The 22,803-nt window shown below is 70.5% G+C and carries 17 protein-coding genes; 7 read left to right on the top strand and 10 right to left on the bottom strand.

All coding sequences use genetic code 11. The features are described 5' to 3' along the window. Nucleotides 1-4 precede the first annotated feature (4 nt). The 5 genes from AC1KAT_RS15955 to AC1KAT_RS15935 form a co-directional block, all read right to left on the bottom strand. Nucleotides 5-601, bottom strand: coding sequence for a PEP-CTERM sorting domain-containing protein (locus AC1KAT_RS15955; protein WP_480327668.1), 597 nt, complete (start codon nucleotides 599-601; stop codon nucleotides 5-7). 11 nt (nucleotides 602-612) lie between these two features. Then, complete coding sequence (locus AC1KAT_RS15950) at nucleotides 613-2,142, bottom strand: PhoX family protein (RefSeq protein WP_480327666.1); 1,530 nt, start codon at nucleotides 2,140-2,142, stop codon at nucleotides 613-615. A gap of 98 nt (nucleotides 2,143-2,240) precedes the next feature. Further along, nucleotides 2,241-3,368: a glycosyltransferase family 4 protein gene (locus tag AC1KAT_RS15945; RefSeq protein WP_480327664.1), complete on the bottom strand. Its 1,128-nt coding sequence runs from the start codon at nucleotides 3,366-3,368 to the stop codon at nucleotides 2,241-2,243. A gap of 6 nt (nucleotides 3,369-3,374) precedes the next feature. Continuing rightward, complete coding sequence (locus AC1KAT_RS15940) at nucleotides 3,375-4,136, bottom strand: WecB/TagA/CpsF family glycosyltransferase (RefSeq protein ID WP_480327662.1); 762 nt, start codon at nucleotides 4,134-4,136, stop codon at nucleotides 3,375-3,377. Then, on the bottom strand, nucleotides 4,111-6,042 hold the full coding sequence (locus AC1KAT_RS15935; protein WP_480327661.1) for a heparinase II/III domain-containing protein: 1,932 nt from the start codon (nucleotides 6,040-6,042) through the stop codon (nucleotides 4,111-4,113). The genes AC1KAT_RS15940 and AC1KAT_RS15935 overlap by 26 nt, the downstream gene beginning before the upstream one ends. Before the next feature lie 468 nt (nucleotides 6,043-6,510). Between AC1KAT_RS15935 and AC1KAT_RS15930 the strand changes: the two genes are divergently transcribed. The 6 genes from AC1KAT_RS15930 to epsI are packed head-to-tail and all read left to right on the top strand — an operon-like array spanning nucleotide 6,511 to nucleotide 12,328. Beyond that, complete coding sequence (locus AC1KAT_RS15930) at nucleotides 6,511-7,482, top strand: EpsD family peptidyl-prolyl cis-trans isomerase (RefSeq protein WP_480327659.1); 972 nt, start codon at nucleotides 6,511-6,513, stop codon at nucleotides 7,480-7,482. A gap of 19 nt (nucleotides 7,483-7,501) precedes the next feature. After that, nucleotides 7,502-8,332 (top strand): polysaccharide export protein EpsE, encoded by an 831-nt coding sequence (epsE, locus tag AC1KAT_RS15925; RefSeq protein ID WP_480327657.1) that lies wholly within the window; start codon nucleotides 7,502-7,504, stop codon nucleotides 8,330-8,332. A gap of 19 nt (nucleotides 8,333-8,351) precedes the next feature. Further along, the gene (gene epsF, locus AC1KAT_RS15920; RefSeq protein ID WP_480327655.1) at nucleotides 8,352-9,761 is read left to right on the top strand and encodes a chain length determinant protein EpsF; all 1,410 of its coding nucleotides are present in this window, start codon (nucleotides 8,352-8,354) and stop codon (nucleotides 9,759-9,761) included. Nucleotides 9,762-9,765: 4 nt separating this feature from the next. Further along, entirely contained in the window at nucleotides 9,766-10,704 is a 939-nt protein-coding gene (locus AC1KAT_RS15915) for a P-loop NTPase (RefSeq protein ID WP_480327653.1), read from the top strand. A 44-nt stretch (nucleotides 10,705-10,748) separates the two neighbouring features. Next, the gene (xrtB, locus tag AC1KAT_RS15910) at nucleotides 10,749-11,633 is read left to right on the top strand and encodes an exosortase B (RefSeq protein WP_480327651.1); all 885 of its coding nucleotides are present in this window, start codon (nucleotides 10,749-10,751) and stop codon (nucleotides 11,631-11,633) included. Nucleotides 11,634-11,644: 11 nt separating this feature from the next. Next, nucleotides 11,645-12,328 (top strand): exosortase-associated protein EpsI, B-type, encoded by a 684-nt coding sequence (gene epsI, locus AC1KAT_RS15905; RefSeq protein ID WP_480327649.1) that lies wholly within the window; start codon nucleotides 11,645-11,647, stop codon nucleotides 12,326-12,328. 24 nt (nucleotides 12,329-12,352) lie between these two features. Here the strand turns inward: epsI and AC1KAT_RS15900 are convergent, their stop codons facing one another. From AC1KAT_RS15900 to AC1KAT_RS15885, 4 genes are read right to left on the bottom strand one after another with little or no spacing between them, the layout of a single operon-like run. After that, nucleotides 12,353-13,795 carry a lipopolysaccharide biosynthesis protein gene (locus tag AC1KAT_RS15900; protein ID WP_480327647.1) on the bottom strand — a complete coding sequence of 481 codons (1,443 nt, stop codon included), beginning with the start codon at nucleotides 13,793-13,795 and terminating at the stop codon, nucleotides 12,353-12,355. Next, the gene (locus AC1KAT_RS15895) at nucleotides 13,792-14,958 is read right to left on the bottom strand and encodes a glycosyltransferase family 4 protein (protein ID WP_480327645.1); all 1,167 of its coding nucleotides are present in this window, start codon (nucleotides 14,956-14,958) and stop codon (nucleotides 13,792-13,794) included. The genes AC1KAT_RS15900 and AC1KAT_RS15895 overlap by 4 nt, the downstream gene beginning before the upstream one ends. Further along, nucleotides 14,955-16,115, bottom strand: a complete 1,161-nt coding sequence (locus tag AC1KAT_RS15890) for a glycosyltransferase family 4 protein (RefSeq protein WP_480327643.1) — start codon at nucleotides 16,113-16,115, stop codon at nucleotides 14,955-14,957. Before AC1KAT_RS15890 ends, AC1KAT_RS15895 begins: the two co-directional genes overlap by 4 nt. Beyond that, complete coding sequence (locus AC1KAT_RS15885; RefSeq protein ID WP_480327641.1) at nucleotides 16,112-17,632, bottom strand: O-antigen ligase family protein; 1,521 nt, start codon at nucleotides 17,630-17,632, stop codon at nucleotides 16,112-16,114. The genes AC1KAT_RS15890 and AC1KAT_RS15885 overlap by 4 nt, the downstream gene beginning before the upstream one ends. A gap of 168 nt (nucleotides 17,633-17,800) precedes the next feature. Here AC1KAT_RS15885 and AC1KAT_RS15880 point away from each other — a divergent pair, with 168 nt between their 5' ends. Then, complete coding sequence (locus tag AC1KAT_RS15880; RefSeq protein ID WP_480327639.1) at nucleotides 17,801-20,143, top strand: bi-domain-containing oxidoreductase; 2,343 nt, start codon at nucleotides 17,801-17,803, stop codon at nucleotides 20,141-20,143. On the opposite strand, the gene AC1KAT_RS15875 is transcribed toward AC1KAT_RS15880, so the two are convergent. After that, on the bottom strand, nucleotides 20,027-22,621 hold the full coding sequence (locus AC1KAT_RS15875; RefSeq protein ID WP_480327637.1) for a glycosyltransferase: 2,595 nt from the start codon (nucleotides 22,619-22,621) through the stop codon (nucleotides 20,027-20,029). The two genes, AC1KAT_RS15880 and AC1KAT_RS15875, sit on opposite strands and share 117 nt — an antisense overlap. Nucleotides 22,622-22,803 lie beyond the last annotated feature (182 nt).

The following is a 22,803-nucleotide window of genomic DNA, read 5'->3' as shown; positions in this document are numbered from 1 at the left end:
GTGTTCAGCCCGCGCGGCCGCTGCGGCGGCGTGCCGCGAAGCCCACGCCCACCAGGCCGGCCAGCATCAGCGCATAGGTGCCCGGCTCGGGCACTGCGGCGGTGATGGTGATCAGGTCGCCGGCGCGCAGGCCGTTGGTGTTGATCGTCCAGTCGACCTGGCTGCCCAGGCCCGTCGAGGCGCCGAGGGCCACGTCCAGGTACTCGGGGCTGCTGAAGCCGACGTAGGCGGTCTGGCCGCTCGCGTCGAGCGAGGTGCTGGCGGTGCCACCGAAGGTGCGCGTCACGCTGCCCAGCGAGCCGAAGCTCGTGCCGTTGAGGCTGAAGCTCAGCGCGTCGAGCCCGGTGCCGGTGTAGTTGCGGATCACCGCGTTGAAGGCGAGCGGGCCGGCCAGGTCGGCCGACGACAGCGCGAAGGTCATCGTGGTGCCGAGCAGGCTGCCCATGTCGAGGTCGAAGGACAGCAGGCCGTCGGTGCTGAAGTCGGTGACGAGGCTGCCCGGGGCGGCATCGACGTGGACCAGCGTGACCGCGCTCGCGGGGGCGACCAGCGCGGCGCACAGGGCGGCCGCGGCCAGCAGGGAGTGGTGGATCTTGCTCATGGCGGTCTTTCTCACAGGTTGCCGTTGGCCCAGGGGCCGGTGATCGCAAAGGTGACGCCGGGCGTCTGGATGTTCACGAAGAGGGTGCGGCCCGACGGGTCGAAGCAGGCGCCCGCGAATTCGTTGCCCATCGCGTTGCCGGTGCCGCCTTGCAGGTTCTTGCCCACAGCGGCGTACTGCGCGGCGGTGAAGTTCATGTTGTTCTTGGCGAACAGGTAGGGCTGGCCGTCGATGCCCAGGCCGAACATGCGCGAGCCGTTGCCGAGCGTGCCGTCGTTGCTGTTGCCGCCGTCTTCGCAGCACAGGATGCCGCCACGCGGGCTGACGGTGATGTTGTCCACGTTGTTGCCGGCCAGTTGGGTCTGGCTCACGTAGATGGCCTTGATGCGCTGGGTGGCGAGCGTCAGTTCCCACACGCAGCCTTCGGCGCCGGCGGCGGTGTCCACGACATAGATCTTGCCGGCGTGGTACCAGACGCCTTCGCCGCGCAGCATGCGGGCGCAGCCCTGGGCCCAGCCTTGCGCGAAGGGGCCGCTGACGTTGCGCGTGGTGCCCATGACGCTGGCGGTGGTGGGGTCGGCGTCGGGGTTGGTGAGCTCGACCCATTCGAGTTCGTACTCGTCGCCGAGGTAGGGCGCGCCGAAGCCGGTCTGGTTGGCTTCTTCGACCGTGGCGTAGCACGACGAGACGATGGCGCGGATGCGCGCGGCCTTGAGCACGCCGCCGTCGGCGTAGCTGTTGACGCCGCCGCTGGTGTTGTCGGGCTCGAAGCGGTACAGCAGCGACACGGGGTTCGCGTCTTCGGTCTCGTAGGCGAAGTTGGTTGTCGGGTCGATGGCCACGGCCTCGTGGCTGAAGCGACCCATCTCGACGATCGGCTGGGCCGTCGTCTCGCCCGGGTTCGGGCTCACCTCGAACACGTAGCCGTGCTTGCGGCCACCCACGCTGGTGCGGTTGCTGGTGGTCTCTTCGCAGGTCAGCCAGGTTTCCCAGGGCGTGACGCCGCCGGCGCAGTTGGTCAGCGTGCCGGCGAGGCCGGGGCGCACGTCCACCAGGTGGCCGTCGCGCACGGTGAGGATCGACACACCGCCCGAGGGCAGGTTGCCGGTGCCCGAGTGGTCGTACACCGGCGCGTTGAACAGGCGCAGGCTGGCCGGCGCCGTGGTGCCCAGCTCGTGGTTGCGGATCAGCGTGAGCTCGGTGCTGCGGCCGACGCGGCGCGAGCGCACCACGCCCATGCCGTCATGCCCGGCCGGGCTCAGGCGGCCGTCGGACATCATGTCGTCGCGCCAGCCCATCGAGCGGTAGCTGAAGCCCGGCGGCAGTTGCAGCAGCGACAGGCCGGTGGTGAGGTCGGCCACCGGGGCCACGGTGCCATAGGGGCTGGCGACCATGCTGCTGCGGCGTGCGCAGCCGGCCACCTGGGCCTGCGCCTGGTGCGCAGCCATCAGGCCGAAGGTGGTGACGAAAGGCGCGGCGGCCAGGCCGGCACCGGTCTTGAGAAGGCTGCGGCGCGAGGCTTTTGCCGTGGTGTCTGTCATGGATGTCTCCGAGGGAAGTCAGCCTGCGATGCTTGCCTGCGGGGGTGTCATGGTCATGGCGCGAAGCGGCGACCCTTGAGCCGTTTGGCCTGTGCGGCTCAGCGTTCGTGGGTTTTCACGGGGGCGTGCAGCGGTGCGGTGGATGCGAGGCCGAGGCCGCGGTACACCTGCCCGAGTTGCCGCGCGACCGTCGCCAGGCTGAAGCGCTCGCGCACGGCCTCGTGCGCTGCGAGGCCGGCGCGCTGCCGGGCCTGCGGGTCGGCCAACCAGGCGCTGATGGCCTTGGCCAGTTGCGCGGGCTGGCCCGGGGCCACCAGTTGGCCGGTCACGCCGTCTTCGACCAGATCGGGAATGCCGCCGATCGCGGTGGCCACCACGGGCCGCCCGTGGCTCATGGCTTCGAGGATGCTGACCGGCATGCCTTCCATGTAAGACGGCAGCACGAGCAGGGCGCATTGCGAGAGCAGCTCGTCCTTGCGCGCGCCGTGCACCCAGCCATGCAGGTGCACCCGCTCGCCGAGGCCGAGCGCGCAGGCCCGCGCACGCAGTTCGTCCGCCAGCCCGACGCCGGCGAAGTCGAGCGTCGCTTCCGGGTGTGTTTGGCTCACCTGGGCGAAAGCTTCCAGCAGGTCGAACACGCCTTTCTCGCGCAGCAGGTGGCCCATGAAGAGCACGCGCGGGGCTGCTGCAGCGGTGGCGGTCGCTGCGGCAGGGCCGGGTTCAGGCGCCGGGTTGACGATGCAGGCCACGGGTCGGCCGCTAAGATCGGACAGCCGGCGCGCCCAGCTCGGCGACAGTGCCACCACCGTGTGCGCGCGGCGCAGGCACAGGTCGATGGCCCTGCGCACGGGGCCGCTGGCGTCGCGGTGAAAGCCGATGAAGTTGCCGCCATGCACGTGCATGACCAGGGGGCGACCCGCCGCGAACGCCATCAGAAAGAGCGGCAGCTTGCGAACGAAGCTGGCGCTCGACGACACATGCACATGCAGCGCCGCGACCTGGCCGCTCACCAGCAGGGCCGCCAGGCGGGCACATGCCGCGAGCGCGAGGCCGGCCTTGTGCCAGCGCCCGGCAGACCGGTGCGTCGGGATGAACTCCACGCCCCATGCGTCGAGCAGGCCGGCGTCGCGCCAGGCGCTGAGCACCGCCGACACGCCGCCCTGCTGGCCAAAGTCGGTGCCCATCATCACGATGCGCCGGCGCGCGGCCATGGCGGGTTCGTTCACACCTTCTCAGCCCCGGCTGGCGAGCGCCCGGCCGCGCCAGCGGTCGGCCATGGCCAGGGCCAGCAGCCAGAAGAAGCCCATGTCGTCGATGAAGTAGCGGCGGAACATGCGCCGTGGCTCTTGCAGGAAGCGGTAGAACCACTCGAAGCCGCTGCGCTGCATCCAGACCGGGGCGCGCTTGGTGAGCCCGGCCATCACGTCGAAGGTGCCGCCCACGCCCATGGCGAAAGGCACCCGCATCTGCTGCTGGTAGCGCGCCAGGAATTCTTCTTTGCGCGGCGAGTTGATGGCCACGAAAAGGATGTGCGGCTGGGTCGCGGTGATCGCATCGACGACGCCTTGTTCTTCTTCGGGCGTCCAGTAGCCGTTGCGGTGGCCGGCGATCTGCAAGCCGGGGTGGCGCTGCCGGGCGCGGCTGACGACTTCGCTGACCACCTCTTCGCGTGCGCCCAGAAAGTAGATGCGCCAGCCCCGGGCCTCGGCGCGTTCGAGCAAGGCGAAGAACAGGTCCACGCCCGTGACGCGTTCCTTCAGCGGCGCGCCGAGCAGCCGCGAGGCCCAGACCACGGGCATGCCGTCGGCGTTGATGAGGTCGCAGCGCGAAATGATGCGGGCCAGGGCCGGGTCGCGCGCGGCCTTGACGACCTTGTCGGCATTGATGACCACGTGCTGGTGCGGGCGGCCGGTGGCGATGAGTTCACCGACGCGGTCGAGCGTCTCGTGCATGGACAGGTTATCGACCTCACAGCCGAGAATCGTCTGACGCATGGCTTTCCCCTGGGTGGTTGATGTCGATGCGGGTCACGAAGCTCGTGCTCCCGTGGATGGCGCCGCGCCACACGAGCGTTGGCGCGGGCACGCGAAGGCCGAATGAGGGCGAATGCCAGCCCAGCATCGAGTCGGCGTCGCCGTGGTGCAGCGTCCACGTGCCGGGCACCGGGCTGTCTTGCAGGCGCAGCCGCAGCGTCACGTCGCCGGCCCGCACGTGGGCGGCGTCGCCCTGAAGCACGACCTGGCAGGACGGATCGAAATGCCAGGCGATGGCGATGTCGTGGCGCCCGTTGCCCACCAGCGCGTCGGTCACGATGAAGTGGCGCGAGGCGCCGAGCCAGTCGATCCGGCGGCGGTGGATGAGGCCGTGCGGCAGGTCGAGGTAGCCGTCGTGCGAGGCGTCCAGGTGCCCGGCGCCGTCGAGACTGGCGAACGAGGCGACCTGGCAGCGCGCCTTGCGCAGCCACAGGAACGGACCGCCGTATTCCGACTGGTCGCAGCCATCGACGCAGACGGTGTTGTGGGCCAGCGTGCCGCGGAAGAAGCGCCGCCACGCCGGCTCGGTGTTGTAGACGCAGGTGCCGCGGTCCACCAGCACCGGCTGGCCCGCGACCGACAGGCGCAGCGACAACGCATCGGCATGCCCGTGCGCGGCGATGCCCAGGTAGCCCAGCGGGCCGGCATCCACCGTCATCAGCACTTCGTCGGCTTCGCCGAAGCGGCTGCCGAGCAGGTAGTAGCCACCGTCTGGAAACGCGTGCGGCAGCGCGGCGCGGGCCTCGGCACGTTGCGCGGCGCGGTACGGCGGCCACGCATCGGCGGGGCGTCCCAGCAGCCAGGCCGCGGTGTCGCTCGGGCGGTGGATCAGCGGGCGCAGCGCGGGGGCGATGTCCAGCGCGACGGCCAGGGTCAGCAGGCGGTCGAGCGCGTCGTCGTCGCGGAAGCCGAGTGCCAGCGCATGTGCGCCGTCGGCGTCGCCGTGGTGCGATGTGCGGTCGTGGCGGTCGCGCAAGGCCGCCGCGAAGCGGGCCATCGCGCCCATGCGCCGCAGCACCCGCTCATCGACCCCATGGCCCTGCGCGCGCTCGATGTGCACGAAGAGCGCCAGCAGCTCGAACACGAAGCCCTGGTACCAGGAGGCCTGCTCTGCGCCCGTGCCGTCGGCGTGCACCTGGCGCATCGCCTCGACGCACACCGCGCGGCGTGCGGCCACGCCCCAGCGCACGACCTCGGGCCACAAGGGCCACGTGGCCTGCGCCACGACCAGGCCGAGCAGCTCGCCCATCAGGTGGTTGTTGGCCGACGAGTAGCGCGACTTGTTCTGCCGGATGAAGCGTGCGTGCAGGTAGACGCTGGCGACCCAGCGCCTGCGCAGCGCCTCGGGCACCACGCCCCCGATGCGGTGCCCGTCGAGCAGTTGCCAGGTGATCGACCAGTTGATCAGGCGCAGCGCCACGTCGAGCGCCGAGGCCCAGGCCACGCCCTGGGGGAAGGGGCACTGGTCGAGCCAGCTGTCCAGGTGCCGCAGCGCAGCGGCCAGGTGGCGCTCGTCGCCTTTCAGGCGCCAGGCCTGGGCCAGGCGGACCAGGTGGCCGTGGCGGTGCAGCTCCATCGCATGGCGCACGTCGTCGGCCGGGCTGCGCGCTGCGCGCTGCCACTGGGGCGCGGCGCCCAGCTCAACGGGCTGGCCTTGCAGGTCTGTCAGCACGCCGAGCGCGAGCGCATCGGCCTCGCGCAGGTAGCGCTCGGCGTCCACCGCGGGCGTCGTCTCGGCGAGCCACGAGGCCGGGGGCTGCGAGCGCAGGCGCGGCTCGGGGGTCAGCGCGCCGACGCGGGCCAGCGTGCGGTCCGCGCAGTTGCCGAGGGCGGTGGCGGCGCGGTAGGGCAGTTCAAGCGTTTCCATGACTCGCAACCGGTTCCAGTACCAGCGGATCGATCCACGCGGCGGCGCCGCGGTGGGGCATGCGGGAGATGTCACGGTGCGCATGGCGGTGAACCGGGTCCGGTGAATCGGTGGTGCGGCATGCCGTGCCGCGTCGGTGGCCAGGCCGCGCCTGCGTCGGCGGTACACGCCGGGAAGTCCTCCGTCCCCATGGCTTTTCGTGTGGATGCACACGTTTGTTGTTGGAAGAAAAATGATCCGCCGGGGGGATGACAGTGCAGTTACTCGACTGCATCCGTTCGGACCATGGCACCCCGGCGCGGCGGGGTCGGTGGCGTTGGGCGGTGGCCATGAGCCGAACGGCTCATGGGTGGGCCGGCATCCCGCGAATGCGCGGTGCGGCGTCGAGCACGGCCACCCGTTTGACACGGATTCTTCATTGGCGCTCGATATGGTCGCGGCTTCTCCAATTGCTTGAATCGCCTCGCCATGTCTTCTTCATTGCGCTTTTCTGTCGCCCTGCTGGGTGTGGCCTTGCTGACTGCCTGTTCGGGTGCCGACAAGGAAAAGAAGACCGCGTCGCAGGTGGCCGTGAAGGTCAACGACGGCGAGCTGTCGGTGCACCAGGTGAACGGGCAGCTGCAGCGCATGCAGGGCGTGGCCCCCGAGCAGATCGACCAGGCACGCAAGCAGATCGTCGAAGGCCTGATCGACCAGAAGCTGCTGATGCAGCAGGCCATGGAGAAGAAGCTCGACCGCGACCCCGACGTGCTGGCGGCGATGGAAGAGAACCGCACGCAGATCCTCGCGCAGGCCTACCTGCAGAAGACGCTGACGGCGCAGGCGCGGCCCAGCGAAGAAGAGGTCAAGAAGTACTACGCCGAGAACCCGGCCCTGTTTGCCCAGCGCCGCGTTTACCGCCTGCAAGAGCTGGCGACCGACATCACGGCCGACCGCGTCGAAGAGTTGAAGACCTTCGTCAAGTCCACGAAGAACATGAACGACGTGGCCGCCTGGCTGCGCACGAACAAGTTCCAGGCGGCCGCCAACTCGGCCGTGCGTGGCGCCGAGCAGCTGCCGCTGGACCACGTGGCGCGCATCAGCACGCTGAAAGACGGTGAGATCGAAGTCTTCGCCAGCAATGGCAAGGCCACGGTGCTGCAGGTGCTGGCGTCTCAGGCGCAGCCGATCGACGAGGCCAAGGCCGCGCCGCTGATCGAGCAGTACCTGGGCACGCGCAAGCGCGACGAGCTGGCGCGCGCCGAACTCAAGCGCCTGCGCGACACGGCCAAGATCGAATACGTGGGCGAATTCGCCAAGCTGGCCGCGCTGAAGACCGGGCCCGCCGCGGCTGCAGACTCGGCCTCGGCCCCCGTGGCCGCCGCACCGGCCAACAGCAGTGGCTCGGGCCCCGACGCTGCGACACCCGCGCTGGACAAGGGCGTGGCGGGCCTGCGCTGAGCGCAGCGCAGGGGCACCCATGAAGAACCGATTGCTGCGTGCCTTGCACGCATGGCTGCTGCTGCTCTGCCTGGCGACCGGCTGGCCGGTGGGGGCCGCACAGCCGCAACTGCCGGTGGCCGGCAAGACCCTGACGCTCGGCGCCGGCGATCAACTGCGGATCAGCGTGTTCCAGAACGCCGAGCTGCAGCTGGAAACCCGCGTCGATGGCCAGGGCCGCATCACCTACCCCTTCCTCGGCGAGATGGCCGTGGGCGGTCGCACGACGGCTGAGGTCGAGCAGATGATCGCGCAGGGGCTCGAACAGAAGAACGTGCTGCGCCGCCCGCAGGTGAGCGTGTCGCTGATGAGCTTTCGCAGCCAGCAGGTGGCGGTGCTGGGGCACGTCAACCGCCCCGGGCAGTACGTGCTGGACATGGCCTACACCGTGAGCGGTGCCTTGGCGCAGGCCGGGGGCGTGGGCGCCGGGGGGGCCGAGACGGCGGTGCTCAGCCGCATCGAGAACGGCGCGGTGCGCAACATCGAGGTCGATCTGGTGCAGATGTTTCGCCCCGGCGCTTCGCGTGCCCAGGACGTGGCGGTGCAACCCGGCGACGTGCTCTTCGTGCATCGAGCGCCGGCCTTCTACATCTACGGCGAGGTGCAGCGCCCCGGCATGCAGCGGCTGGAGCGTGACATGACGGTGATGCAGGCGCTGTCGGCCAGCGGCGGGCTGACGCCGCGCGGCACCGAGCGCGGCGTGCGCATCACGCGCCGTGGCACCGACGGCGCGCTGGTCACGCTCGACGCCGAACTCGCGACGCGGCTCGAACCCGACGACGTGGTGCAGGTCCGCGCCAGCCTGTTTTGAGCAACCAAGGAAACCCGACGTGAACGTTCAACAGCTCATGCGGATCATGATCGCCCGCTGGTGGGTGGTCGTGCTGGTGTGCGGTGCGATGGTGTCTGCCACCGCGCTGGTCATGGCCCTGCTGCCGCGGCAGTACACCGCCAGCACGACGATGGTGATCGAGCCGCGCATGACCGATGTGCTCGGCGCCGCGAACGTCAACTCGCAAGTGGCGTCGATGACCTACATGGCCACGCAGGTCGATGTGCTGCAGAGCGAGCGCGTGGCGCGCGCCGTGGTGCGCACGCTCGGCATCGAGCGCAGCCCGCTCGCGCGCCAGCAGTGGCAAGAGGCGACCCAGGGCGTCGGCACGGTCGAAGACTATTTCGCGGGCCTGCTGACCAAGAACCTCGAAGTCAAGCCGGCCCGTGAAAGCTCGGTCGTCACCCTCAGCTTCACCGGCAGCGAGCCGCGCTTCGCGGCCCAGGTCGTCGATGCCTTCGCGACGGCCTACATCGCCACCAACCTCGAATTGCGCAACCAGCCGTCCAAGCTGTACGCGAGCTGGTTCGACGAACAGCTCAAGAGCCTGCGGGCCGACGCCGAGCAGGCGCAGGCCAAGGTATCGGCCTACCAGCAGCGCAACGGCATCGTCGCCAGCGACGAGCGGCTCGACATCGAAAGCGCGCGGCTGGCCGAGCTGTCGCAGCAGCTCTCGGTGGCGCAATCGCAGGCGGTGGACGCCCGCACGCGCTCGCAGGTCGGCCAGCCCGACGTGCGCAGCCTGCCCGAGATCGGATCGACCCCGGTCGTGCAGAACCTGCGCACCGAACTGCTGCGCGCCGAAACGCGCTTGCAGCAGGCCTCGGAACACATGGGCGCGGCCCACCCGACGCGTGAGCGGCTCGAAGCCGAGGTCGCCAGCCTGCGCGAGCGGCTCGATGCCGAGCTGCGCAACGCCAACGGCAGCGTCAACAGCATCTCGAACGGGCAGGAGCGGCGTGTGGCCGAGCTGCGCCGCGTGATGCTCGCGCAAAAAGAGCGTGTGCTCGAAATCAAGGCGCAGCGCGACGAGATGCACACGCTGATGCGTGAGGCCGAAAACGCGCAACGCGTGTTCGAGGTGGCGCTTCAGCGCCTGGCGCAGAACCGGCTCGAAAGCCAGAACACGCAGGCCAACGCCTATGTGCTGAACGCGGCCGCCGTGCCCGCCGTGCCGTCGAGCCCGAAGGTGCGTCGCAACATCCTGCTCAGTGCCATCGTCGGCCTGCTGCTGGGGCTGGGCGCTGCGTTGCTGGTCGAGCTGGTGGACCGCCGCATCCGTTCGGCGCAAGACCTCGAGGCCGGCCTGAAGCTGATGGTGCTGGGCTCGCTGCCGCGTTCGCGGCCACCCCGCACGAAGGCGCTGGGGTGGACGGCCGCCGAGCCTGTCACCGTGCAGGGGGCGTGATCACATGGCACGCAGTTTGAAGATCGCGCCGGCCGCCGGCGAAGAGCCGGTGGTGGCGATGCCCCGCGCGGGTGGCGAGGGGCACGAGGCCGATGCGATGTCCGTGGCCCAGGGGCACCGGCTGGGCAGCATCCTCGTGGAGCTGGGGCGCCTGGACAACCGGCACGTCGAGCACGTGCTGGCCCAGCAGTCGCAGGCCGCGCCGCGCCGCTTCGGCGAGGTGGCGGTGGCCCTCGGCCTCGTGGCGCGGGCCGACATCGACCTTGCGCTGGCGCACCAGTTCGACGTGGACTTCGTGCCCGCCATCGACGACGCCGCGGCTGAACTGGCGCCCCCCGGGCGCCCGCGCGACGCGCAGGGCGAGGTGCTGCGCGCGGTGCGCTCGCAACTGATGTTGCGCTGGTTCGGCGGCGAGCCCGAGCAGCGCACGCTGGCGGTCGTCAGCCACGGCGAAGGGGAAGGGCGGACCCACGTCTGCGCGAACCTCGGGGTGCTGCTGTCGCAGATGGACGAAGACACCCTCGTCATCGACGCCGACCTGCGCAAGCCCTCGATGCACAGCGTCTTCGGTGTCGAGAACCACACCGGCTTGAGCAGCTACCTCTCGCAGCAGGTGTCGCGCGCGCCCATCCGGGCGGTGCGGGGCAACCCGAGGCTGCACGTGCTACCGGCCGGACCGGTGCACGCCGACGGGGTGGCGCTGCTGGAGCGCCGGGCCTTCGGCCTGCTGCTGGGCAAGCTGGTGCAGCGCTATGCCTTCGTGCTGATCGACACGCCGCCCGCGGCGCAGTTCAGCGAAGCCATCACCGCCGCGGTGCGTGCCAGCGGCTGCCTGCTGGTGACGCGCCGCAACCGCACGCGCCTGGCGGATGTGCAGCGTCTCGCCGAGCAACTGGGTCGCCACAGCGTCGAAGTGCTGGGCGCGGTCATCAACGAGCGCTGAGGGGCTGAGCGTCTCAGCGCCGCGTTCAACCAGAAAGTCCATCCATGTCCGCAGTTCTCGATTCGGTGCCCGTGCAGGGCCCACCGCCGCGCCTCCAGGCCTGGATTCCGGTGGCGCTGGGGCTGGCGGCCCTCTTGGTGCCGACGTATGTGCGGTTGCACGACACCTTGTGGAACGACGAGGCCTACGAGCACGGCATCGTCGTCGTGGCGGTGTTCTGGTGGCTGGTGTGGCGCGCCAAGGACGCACTCGCGGCACTGCCCGCGGCACCGGCTGTCGCGGCGGGCAGCGCGAGCCTCGGCCTCGGGCTGTTTCTCTACTTCGTCGGCCGGGCGCAGAACCTGCCGCTGTTCGAGGTCAGCGGGCACATGCCCATCATCGCCGGGGCGCTGTTGCTGACCTGGGGCCCGGCGGCGGTGCGGCTGCTGTGGTTTCCGCTCTTCTTCCTGGTGTTCATGGTGCCGCTGCCGGGCTTCGTGATCGTCGCGCTCACGTCGAACCTGAAGCAGTACGTGTCGGTCGCGGCCGAGCTGATGCTCTATCACGCGGGCTACCCGATCGCGCGCGACGGCGTGGTCATCTCGATCGGCGTCTACCGCATGCTGGTGGCCGACGCGTGCTCGGGCCTGAACTCGATCTATTCGCTGGCGGCGCTGGGCCTGCTGTACATGCACCTGACCTTCAAGCCGGGCTGGGCACGCAACCTCGCGCTGCTGCTGGCCATCGTGCCCATCGCGATCGCGGCCAACATCGTGCGGGTGATGGTGCTGATCCTGCTGACCTACCACTTCGGCGACGACGTGGGGCAGGGCTTTCTGCACAACGCCTCGGGCGTGCTGCTGTTCGTCTTCGGGCTGGTCGCGCTGATCACGCTCGACTGGCTGTTGCTGCGCCTGTTCGGGCGCGGCGCTTCGGTCTCTACCCCATGAAAGAAACCTCCATGCTGCGCAAAGCCGTTCCGTGGGTCGCCGGGGCGGCGATGCTGGGCTGTGCCCTGCTGTCGCACTCGATGCGGCCGGTGGCGACGCCCGACCCGAGCTTCCAGCTCAATGGGCTGATCCCTTCGCAATTCGGTGACTGGCGCATCGACCCCGAGGTCGTGCCCATCGCCCCCACGCCCGACGTGCAGGCCAACCTCGACAAGATCTACGACCAGATCGTGTCGCGGGCCTACGTCAACCAGGCCGGCCAGCGCGTGATGCTGGTCATCGCCTATGGCGGCGACCAGTCGGACAGCCTCAAGGCGCACCGCCAGGAGGTCTGCTACGCGGCGCAGGGCTTCGCCATCCGCAACGTGCGCACCGATGCCTTGTCGTACCGCGGCACCAGCGTCGATCTCGTCCGCGTCCACGCGCAGAAGGGCCGCCGCTCGGAGCCCATCTCGTACTGGTTCACGATGGGCCAGCACGTGGCCACCGGCCGCGCCGAGCGCTTGGTGGCGCAGATCGGCTACGGGCTCACGGGCCGCATCCCCGACGGCATGCTGGTGCGGGTGTCGAGCGTGACGCCCGATGCGGCGTCGAGCTACGCGGTGCACGACGGCTTCGTCAAGTCGCTGCTCGAAGCGGTGTCGCCCGACGTGCGTGCGCGGCTCGCCGGGGTGAAGACCGCGGCAGCGTCTTGAGACGGCTGCGCGGCGGCGCAAACCTCAACGCCGGAACAGGTGCGCCCGGTAAAGGCGCCGGGCCTGCGGCGTCAGCAAGGCCAGCAGCGCATACACGGCGCTGAACACCAGCCCGTGCGCCAGGGCCCGCGTGGCGGCCGAGCCCTGCAGCGCCGCCGGCAAGGGCAGCGCACCCGCCAGCGCCGTGGCCACGGCTGCCAGCGCGGCCAGCCCCCCGAGTTCACGCCACGGTTGCAGGGCCGCCACCGGCAGGCCCGTGCACCGGGCGACGTGCGCCAGGTTGAGCGCGGTGCCCGTCCACAAGGCCAGCGCACTGCCGGCGGTCACCCCCGCGATGCCGGCGAGGCTGCCGCCCAGCCATGACGTGCCTGCGCTGAGCAGCAGCAGCGCCGCGTTCGAACGCAGCACGAAGCGGCCGTGGCCCAGCGACTGAACCACCGGCGTCAGTTCGAGCACGCAGGCGGCGAGTGCCACCGCGTACAGGCGCGCGGGCAGCGCGGCGTCGGCGAAAGCCGCCGTGTAGACCCACGCGATGGCATCGGGCGCCGCCAGCACGAAGGCCCCGACGAACGGAAACAGCAGCAGCGCCGCGCCCAGGTTGGCCTTGCTGTTGAGCGCCAGCGCGCTGCCCGGGTCGCCCTGCGCGACGAGCTGCGCCACCCGCGACACGCTGGCCTGGGTGAACGACTGCTTCAACGCGCCGATGACCGGCCCAACGGTCACCGCGATGGCGAAGGTCGCCACGCCGACGGGGTTGAACAGGGCCGCAGTGATCCAAATGTCGGTCTGGCTGCGCAGCACGAAGAGGCTGGAACCGATGCCGAAGCCCAGGCCGTGCTGCAGTTGCGAGCGGGCGAGGGCGAGGTTCACGCCGACCGCCGGGAAGAACCCGCTGCGGTGCACGTACACGGCAGCCACGGCCACGCGCAGGGCGGCCAGCGCGACCATCGCGAGGGCCAGCGCGGCCAGGTCGCGCGCCCACCACGCGGTGGCGCCCAGCAGCGCCATGCGCACCAGCGACTGCCCGGCGAAGAACAAGGCCTGCGTCTTCGGCCGCCCGGCCACCAGTGCGATGGTGTCGAAGGGCAGCGAGACCATCCACAGCGCGGCGAACAGCCCCAGCAACCATGGCGCCACCGCATGGCCGCGCGCCGGGTCTTGCAGGTGGTGGCCCAGGCTGCCCGCCAGCAGCGCGGCCAGCGCCCCGGCGGCCGCCAGGTAGGCGAACACGTTGCCGGCCAGCCGGCCCCGGTCTTCATGCCGGTGACGGGGCGCCACGTACAGCAGGTTGAGCGCCATGTTGAGCGACAGCACGGTCGCCGACGTTTGCGCCACCAGCCACAGCAGGCGGTAGCCGCCGAACTCGTCGGGGCTGAGCGAGCGCACCAGCAGCGCCGGCAGGGCGAGCTGCGTGGCGAACTCGGCCGCGTTCGCCAGGCCGAGCCACAACGTGGCGCGCCGGCTCACGCGGGGTGGCCTGCGGTGCGGCGGGCCGGTGGCGCATGTGCCGCCAGGTCGCCGACGATGCGAATGAACTTCTCGTTCATCGCGCGCGCGTCGAAACGCGACTGCACGGTGTGCAAGGCCCGCGCACCGAGGGCCGCGCGCAGGTCGGCGTCGTCGCACAGGCGGGCCAGCGCGCGGGCCAGTGCGGCCTCGTCGCCCTTGGGCGTGACGAAACCATCGACCCCGTCGGTGATCTGCTCGGCCACGGCGCCCGCGTCGGTGGCGACGACCGGTTGGCCCAGGGCCATGCTTTCGAGGATGGCGATGGAGAACGCCTCGTAGTCGGACACCAGGGCCATGGCATCGGCGGCCGCGATGCAGGGGATGACATCTTGCTGGTAGCCGGTGATGGTGACGCGGCGCTCAATGCCGAGTTGGGCCGCCTGCGCCTCGATGCGCGCGCGCTCGGGGCCGTCGCCGATCAGCAGCGCATGCACGTGGCGGCCTTCGCGGTTCAGCCGGGCGACGGCACCGAGCAGCAGGTCGTGCCGCTTTTCTGGCCGCAGCACGGCGCAGAGGCCGACCACGAAAGCGTCGTCAGGCAAGCCGAAGCGCTGCCGCGCGCCGCTTCGCACGGCGAGGCCGGCCGGCTGAAAGCGCGTGAGGTCCACCCCGGTGTGCACGCAGTGGTCGGGCCGTGCCTGGACGCCGCGCTGCCGCCAGTGCTGGCGCTGCAGTTCGCACACGTAGGCAATGGCCGCCGGCCGGCGCAGCAGGCGGGGGTAGAGCGCGCGCTTCACCGCGTTGTCGCCGTGAGGCAACTCGATGGTGTGCATGACCTGCAGGATCGGCGCGCGCAAGCCCCAGGGCGTCGCCGCCACGACGAAGGCCAGCGGGTACTGGTTGACGGTCAGCGTGACGTGCGGCGGGTCGGCGCGCACCAGACGGCGGAAGGCCCCCAGCGCGCGCGCATCGAAGGGCCCGCGGCGGTCGATCTCGATGGCCTCGGCGAGCACGCCGGGCGAGGCGGGTCGCGCGGGGCTCGGTGCCTTCGACAGCGCGACCAAGCGCACCGCGAAGCCATGCACCGAAAGCGCCTGGGCCAGCGCGATGGTGTGGCGCTCGGCGCCGCCGATGCCGAGCGAATTCAGCACCACGTCGACCCGTGTGTCGGTGGTCTTCATCGCGCGTTCTGCCCCGCGCTGGCCACATCGTGGAAGGCCTTGACGTACGGCGACAGCAGGCGCTCGTGCGCATAGTGCTGCCGCATGAAGGCGCCGCAGGCCTGCGCGGCCTGTGCCAGCCGCGCGGGCGTTTCGTGCAGCTGGCGAATGCCCTCGACCAGCGCGTCGAGCGAACCGACGTGAAGCCCCAGGCCATGCCGCGACACGAGCCCGTCGGGGTCGAAGAACGAGACCGACGGCACCTCGCGCGCCCAGGCTTGCAAGAAGGTGTTCGGAAAGCCTTCGATGAGCGAGGTGCTGACGAACAGGCGTGCGCGGTCGAAGAGCGCCAGCGTGTCGCGGTAGCCCTGGCGGCCATGCAGCGTCAGGTTCGGGATGCCCTGCGCCTGCGCGGCGAGGGCGCGATGCACGTGCATCTCTTTGTCCATGGCGCCGCCCACCAGGTGAAAGCGGTACTGCGGCAGGCGGCGTGCGGCTTCGGCAAACAGCTCGGGGCGTTTCAGCGCGCGAAGGTTGGCGACCCACAGCACGTCGATGTCGCGGCCGGGGTGGGGCAGGGGCGGCGAGGGCACCTGCAGCAGCATTGGCGCCAGTTGCGAGTCGATGCCGTAGTTCTGCTGCAGCAGGGTTTGCTGGGCTTCGGTCTGCGCCAGCACGGCATCGGCGCGTCGCAGGCCGTAGTGGTAGAGCCAGCGGTCGCGCGCGGTGGGCACCAGCAGGCGAGCCGGGTCGCAGTCGGTGTCTGACGCCACGCGAAACACGACGCGGCGACCGTGGCGCTGTGCGAACCAGCCTACCCACCCGACCAGCGCCCCCGCGCACGACACGTAGTACACGTCGGCGTCGGCACGGCGCAGCGCGGCGTGCAGGCCTGTCCAGCGTGGGTGCACGAAACGCACGACCGGCACGCCGGCCGAGGCCTTGAAGCCGGCGAAGACCCGCACGCCCGCGACCCGCTGGCCGTCGGTCTGGCCGAAGTCGCTGGTGACGAGGCTGACGTCGAAGCCCTGGGCCGCGAGCAGGGTGGACAGCAGGCTGTGCTGGACCTCCTCGCCCCCGATGTGGTGCTGCTCGAAGCCCGGCACCAGGGCCGGGTAGGCGTTGAGGTTCACGAAGCACAGCCGGGGGGCGGGCTTGAAGGGATCGGGGGCGTTCATGGGTGCGGTGCGCGCGGCGCGGCGACGGGCTCGGCATCGCTCGCCCGCTGCTGCAAGAACCTGCGGTACCCCAGGGCCGCGCCGATGCCGAACCACATGAACATCTGCGTCGTGGTGGGGGTGAAGCGGTCGTCGCTGATGCCCTGCGCGAAGAGCAGCGGAATGGTCACCGAGGCACCGGCGAAGAAGTGCTTGTAGAAGGGCGTGTGCGCGTCGTGGCTGGCCTGGCGCATCTGCCGCCAGGCCCAGAAGAAGAACGCCATCAGCGCCATGGCGCCGAGCAGGCCGAAGTCGAGCGCGAGGCCGAGGTAGGCGTTGTGCGGCTGCGCGACCGATATCTGCCCGCTGCGCGCGGGTGCCGACCACAGCATCGACATCAGCCCCCCGCCCACCAGCGGCGACTCGAAGACCACCGGGATCAGCTGCGGCCAGATGATGTCGGCGCGGCCGGCCGAGATGGCGCTGCGGTCACCGACCGCGACGCCGTGGCTGGCGCGCTCGACCACCGCCGAAGGCAGCAAGGCCACCACCAGGGCGGCCAGGGCGACCGCGGCGACGGCCGAGCGCGGGCTGTTGGCATTCAGCAGAAAGCTCACCAGGATCACCGTGAGCCCCAGCAGGCCGCCGCGCGAGAACGTCAGCATCACGCCGCAGACGAAGACCGCGCTGCAGGCCAGCAAGGCGATGCGGGCCAGGCCGGTGGCCCCGCGCATGCCGAACAGCGACAACGCGAGCGCGCAGTTGAGCATCAGGCCGATCTCGTTGGCGTGCATGCCTGACACCGACAGCACGCCCCGGGCGCTCGACGAGGCCAGCGCCGTCAGGCTCAAGCCCGACGTGGCGATCACGAACACTTCGAGCGCGCACATCACCAGGCCCGCGATCATGGCCGGCACGATGTAGATGTGGGCCTTGTCGGCGGCCCGGAACACCGTGCCCACCATCAGGCTGAAGAGCACCAGGATCATCGGCCGCATGTACACGTCGCGCAGGTAGCTCGGCACGCTGTCGAACGAGATCGCGCGGATGTCGTGGAAGTAGGCCGGGATCAGATGCATCGACATTGCCCCGTGCGCGGCTGCCAGGCCGATCGGCACCACGTAGAGCCACAGCATCGGCTTCGGCAGAAAGAGGCCTTGGAAAGGCCGGTGCTGCAGGCGCGCCCCGACCCAGGCCAGCAGCAGCGAGCCGACGGTGGCCAGCGTGATCAGGTTGACGGGGTTCAGGCCCGTGATGCCCATGACCTGGCGCGGCACGAGCACGGTCTGCGACAGCGGGAACAGCAGGCACATCCACCAGATGCCGAAGCGGTGCAGCATGAAGACGATCACCGACACGATCGCCAGCAGGCCGACCAGCAGGGCCAGTTCACCCGACAGCGCCGCCAGTGCGCCCAGCACCCCGGCGGTCCCGAGTGCCGCCGCGAGGACCGCCGCGACGGGCCACTGCCGCTGGACCATTGAAAGTGCTTGCACAAGCGCGCCGGCCGCGCGGGCCAGCCCCATGGAGAAGTTCAAGCGCGGCACTCTAGACAGGCTCTGTGGCAGACGCGTGAATCGCCGGTGGCCCCTGCGTGACGCGGCTGCCGGCGCGGGGCCGATGTCACTGCGCCGACATCGCCCGCACCTAGGCTCGGCGGGTTCCGCCCACGTCCGGCTCCGAGTCCCCCACCACCCCGCGTCCCCATGAAGCAAGTGACCCATACCCTCAAGGACGGCCGCATCGCCGTCGCCGATGTGCCCGTTCCGACGCTGCAGGACAAGTTCGTGCTCGTGCGCACCCGGGCCTCGGTCATCAGCGCCGGCACCGAGAAGACCAAGATCGACATGGGCAAGAAAGGCCTGCTGCAAAAGGCGCGGGCGCGGCCCGACCTGGTGCGGCAGGTCATCAAGAAGCTGCAGACCGAGGGCTTCGCCAAGACCTTCGGCACCGTGAACACGCGGCTCGGTGCGGCCAATGCGCTGGGCTACAGCTCGGCGGGCGTGGCGGTGGCCGTGGGCGGCCTGGTCGAAGGCCTTCGACCCGGCGACCGGGTGGCCTGCGGCGGCGTGGGCTACGCCAACCATGCCGAGTTCGCCGTGGTGCCGAAGAACCTGGTCGTCAAGGTGCCGGCCCATGTGTCCGACGAAGAGGCGGCGTTCACCACGCTGGCTTCGATCGCGCTGCAAGGCATCCGGCTGGCCGACCCGAAGCTCGGAGAGACGGTGCTGGTGCTGGGCCTCGGCCTGCTGGGCCAGTTGACGGTGCAGATGCTGCGGGCCAATGGCTGCCGTGTGCTCGCGATGGACCTCGACCCTTCGCTCGTGACGCTGGCGCAGCGCTGGGACGCCATCGGTGTGGACGCCTCGAACGCCGAGGTGGCCTGCCGCGAACTCACCGCCGGCCTGGGGGTGGACGCGGTGCTCGTCTGCGCCGGCACCTCGTCGAACCAGCCGATCGAGCTGTGCGGGCGCATCACCCGCGAAAAGGGCCGCGTGGTGGTGGTCGGCGCGGTGCGGATGGACATTCCCCGCGAGGACTACTTCAAGAAAGAGATCAGCGTCGTCATCTCGCGCTCGTACGGCCCCGGCCGCTACGACCCGGTGTACGAAGAGGGCGGCAACGACTACCCGGCGGGCTATGTGCGCTTCACCGAGCAGCGCAACATGCAGACGGTGATCGACCTGATGGCCGCAGGCCGCCTCGACGTGAAGGCGCTGATCACGCACCGCTTCGCGGTCGATGAGGCGGTGGCCGCGTATGCGCTGATCGAAGGCCGCAAGACCGAGCCTTACCTCGGCATCGTGCTGGGGTACGAGGCCCCCGTGGATGGGCCCGTGCCAGACGTCCCGAAGGCCCGCGCGCCGGGCCCGGCGCTCGACAAGGCGCGCATCGGCGTGTCTTTCGTCGGCGCCGGCAATTACGCGACGGCCAGCCTCTTGCCGCCTTTGCGTGAAGACGCGGCCGTCGAGCTTCGCCACCTGATGACGGCCAGCGGCCGCACGGCCGACAGCGTGGCGCGGCAGTTCGGCTTTCGCGCCTGCACGGCCACGCTCGATGGCGTGCTCGACGCCGACACCGACGCGGTCGTCATCGCCACGCGTCACGACACGCACGCCGACTATGTGTGCCGCGCGCTGAGGGCCAGCAAGCACGTGTTCGTCGAAAAGCCGCTTGCCTTGACGATGGACGAGCTGCGCGCGGTCGAGGCCGCCCTGGCGCAGGCCCCGTCGGCGCAACTGCTGGTCGGGTTCAACCGTCGTTTCGCGCCCTTGACGCAGCAGGTGCTCGCGCATTTCGAGCCCGTGCGCTCGCCGCGCGTGATCACGCTGCGTGTGAACGCGGGGTTCATCCCGCCGGGGCATTGGATTCAAGACCCGGCCAGCGGCGGCGGCCGCATGGTCGGCGAAGGCTGCCACTTCGTGGACCTGGCCTGCGTGCTGGCCGCGTCGGTGCCGGTCGAGGTGCACGCGGTGGGGGTGCAGAAGCCCGGCGTGGCGCCGCTGCTGAACGACAACCTGTGCCTGAGCCTGCAGTTCGCCAACGGCAGCGTGGCCAGCATCGTCTACACCGCCGACGGGTCCAAGGCCCAGTCGAAAGAGCGCGTCGAGGTGTTCGGGGGCGGCCGTTCGGCCGTCATCGACGACTGGCGCGTCGCCGAGCTGTTCGACGGGGACAGCGGGGCCCGCAGCATCAAGGCTTCGCAGGACAAGGGCCAGCGCAACATGCTGGCCGCCTGGGTGAACGCCATGCGCACCGGTCACGCCGCCGTGTCGCCGCACGAGCTGTTGATGGTGAGTGCCGCCACGATCGCGGCGGTCGAGTCGCTGACGGTGGGCATGGCCGTGCCCGTGGGGGCCGCCTCGTGGCGAGCGGCGACCGACGAGAGGGCCGATGAGCTTGCCGACCAGCCGCCGCTCGCCCCGGCCGCCTCAGCGCAAGGCCTGGCCGTAGATCGCCAGCAGCCGCTCGATGACCGCGTGGACGCTGCTGTCGTGGGCGACGCGCTCGCGTGCGGCCTGGGCGAGGCGCTGCCTGAGTTGCGCTGACTGCGCCAGCCGGGTCAGGCGGTCGGCGATGCCGGCCACGTCGCCCGGTTGCATCCACAGGCCGTGCACGCCGTCTTCCATGATGTCGGGCACACCGCCGACCGGTGTGGTCGCCACCGCCACGCCGTAGGCCATGGCTTCGAGCACCGACACCGGCATGCCCTCGGCGTACGAAGGCAGCACCAGCACGTCGGCCTGGCGCAGTTGCGCGTCTTTCTCGTCACCGCTGACCCAGCCGAGGAAGTCGATGTCGTCGCGCACGCCCAGGCGTTGGGCCTCGGCCAGGAAGCGCTCGACCTCGCCCTTGCCCCCCACCGCCAGCCGCCACCCCGGGCACGCGGCGCGAAACAGCACCCACGCCTGCAGCAGGTCGTAGACGCCCTTGAAGTCGTAGATCCAGCCAAGAAACAGCACGCGCCCGCCACCGCCGTGCGACGCGCGGCCTTCGGCCGGCGGCAGGGCCTCGGGCAGCACCACCGGGTTGCCCAGCACGGCCACGCGCGCGGCGGGTGCGAAGCTGCGCACCCAGTCGGCCCAGGTGCGGGTGAGCACGACGACCTGGTCGCTTCGCAGCAGCGTGTGGCGTATCCACCAGCGGCGCAGGCCGAGTCGGTCGTCGTCCACCCACTTCGCGAAACCGCTGCTGTGCAGGTGGAAGGCGGTCGGAACGCCCCGCGCGCGGGCCAGCGCCAGCAGCAGCGACTTGCGGCTGAAGCTGGCGCGCGACGACACATGCGCGTGCACCAGCGCCACGCGGCCCGAGGCCAGCGCCTGGCACAGGGTGCCGGTGGCGCGCACGAAGCGGCCCAGCTTGCGCAGGCTCGACCCGTCTTCATGCGTGGCGACGTGCACGAGCGGCAGGCGCTCGAAGAGGCCCCCGGCCCGGTAGGTCGCAATCACCGCCGCGATGCCGCCGCGCGTGCGCTGGTCGGTACCGAGCATCAGCACGAACTGCCGGTCGCGCAGCGGCGGTGCGGCGGGCGAGGGTGGGGCGCTGGGGGCCGGTGGCCGCCCGTCGCGCTCAGGGGCGACGGGCGGCGGGAAGCGGGCCGCGGTGTTCATCGTGGCGCCAAGGTAGCGGTCGATCGACAGGTGCTGCAGCAGCAGGCGCTGCTTGCCGCGCGGCGTCTTGGGGATGGCGTCCACCTGCTCGACGCGCACGCGGCAGCCGCCCTGCGTCTTGCGGGCCACGGCGGCCTCGATCTCGCGGCAGGTGGCCGCATCGAGCCGTTCGGTCGAGACCACGCGCAGCACCAGCTCGCCTGGTTCGTGCTGCTCGTACTGGATGCGCAGGCAGCGGCCCAGCGGCTCGAAGTGCGCCGCGCCGAGCGTGGTCACGGTCACCAGCCGGTGGTCGCGGCACACCACGAATTCCTGCAGCCGGCCGTCGATGCGGTCGAGCACCCGAAAGCCCGCCGCGCTCGGGTGGGGCGCGTCACCGACCACCGCATAGTCGCCGGTGCGGTAGCGCACGAAAGGCATCACGAGGTTGTCGAAGCCGGTGCCGACGATCTCGCCCGACTGGCCCGGTGTCGTCATCCGCCGCCCCTGCGCATCGACCACTTCGAGATGGCCGTACTGGGGCCAGAAGTGATAGCGGCCATCGCCGGGCAGGGTGTTGGCCAGCAGCACCCGTTCCGAGTGACCGTAGGTCACGACCACCGGGCAGGTGAAGAACGACTTGAAGGCCTGCAACTGCGCGTCGAAGACCGACTCCGACGTCAGCACCACGCAGCTCACCTGCGACAACAGCGCTTCGCGGCCCTGTTCGCGCAGCCACACCAGCAGCGGGTACAGCGCCGAAGGGAAGGCGTGGATGTAGCGCGGCCGCCAGCGTTTCAGCGCCGCCTCGTACTGCGGCATGAAGCGGGGTTCGAGGTGGTCGCTGCTGAGGATGAGCTGGCGCTTGATGGGCTCGTACATCCAGATGCGGCCCGTGTTGGCCGTGGGCACGGTGCGCCCGCGCAGCGCCAGCATCGTGCCGGGCCCTTCTGTGCCGAAGCGCCGGCCCATCGCTTCGAAGGCGGCCCATTCCTTGGCCCGGCTCACGCCCCGGTGCACATGAAAGGCCATCGGCACGTCGGTAGACCCGCCGGTGAACATCTGCAAGCGCTGCTCGGGCCCGTGGCGTGTGCTCAGAAAGGCCGCCGCGTCGCGCTTGATGTCTTCCTTGCGAACCAGCGGCAGCTCGCGCAGCACGCCTTCGGGGTCGTCTTCGAGCGAGCGCCGCAAGTGGCGCTGCGACGCGTAGGCGGGCACCGAGGCCAAGGCCGTGTCCAGCGTTTCGACGAGCCGCTGCCTCGCGTACACGGCCGCGGTGTCAGGCGCCTCGAAAGCCCGCAGGAAGCGGTCGAACGACGCGCCGTGGCGGTGGCGCATCGGGATGAGCGCATAGGCACGGCCGACCACCGTCTTCACCCATTGCGGCGACGCCTCGTAGCGCGATGACAGGGCGTGCAGTTGGTCGTCGATCGGCATACGTCGGGCAATGGAAGCGTGGCATTGCAAGGGTCGAGGGCGTCCGCCAGTCTGCGGCAGTTGTGTGACGCCTTGACGCAAGCCACGCAGTTTCGTCATGCGACCGACACGCTCGCTGCGTAAGGTCGCCCGTGTGGCGTCTTCGGGCGCTGCATGCCCCGCAGACCCCGAGGAACGACGTG

Source organism: Piscinibacter sp. PDB5-1, assembly GCF_056676035.1.
The sequence above is the reverse complement of the archived record's forward strand: the minus strand, read 5'-3'. Positions and strand labels throughout refer to the sequence as shown.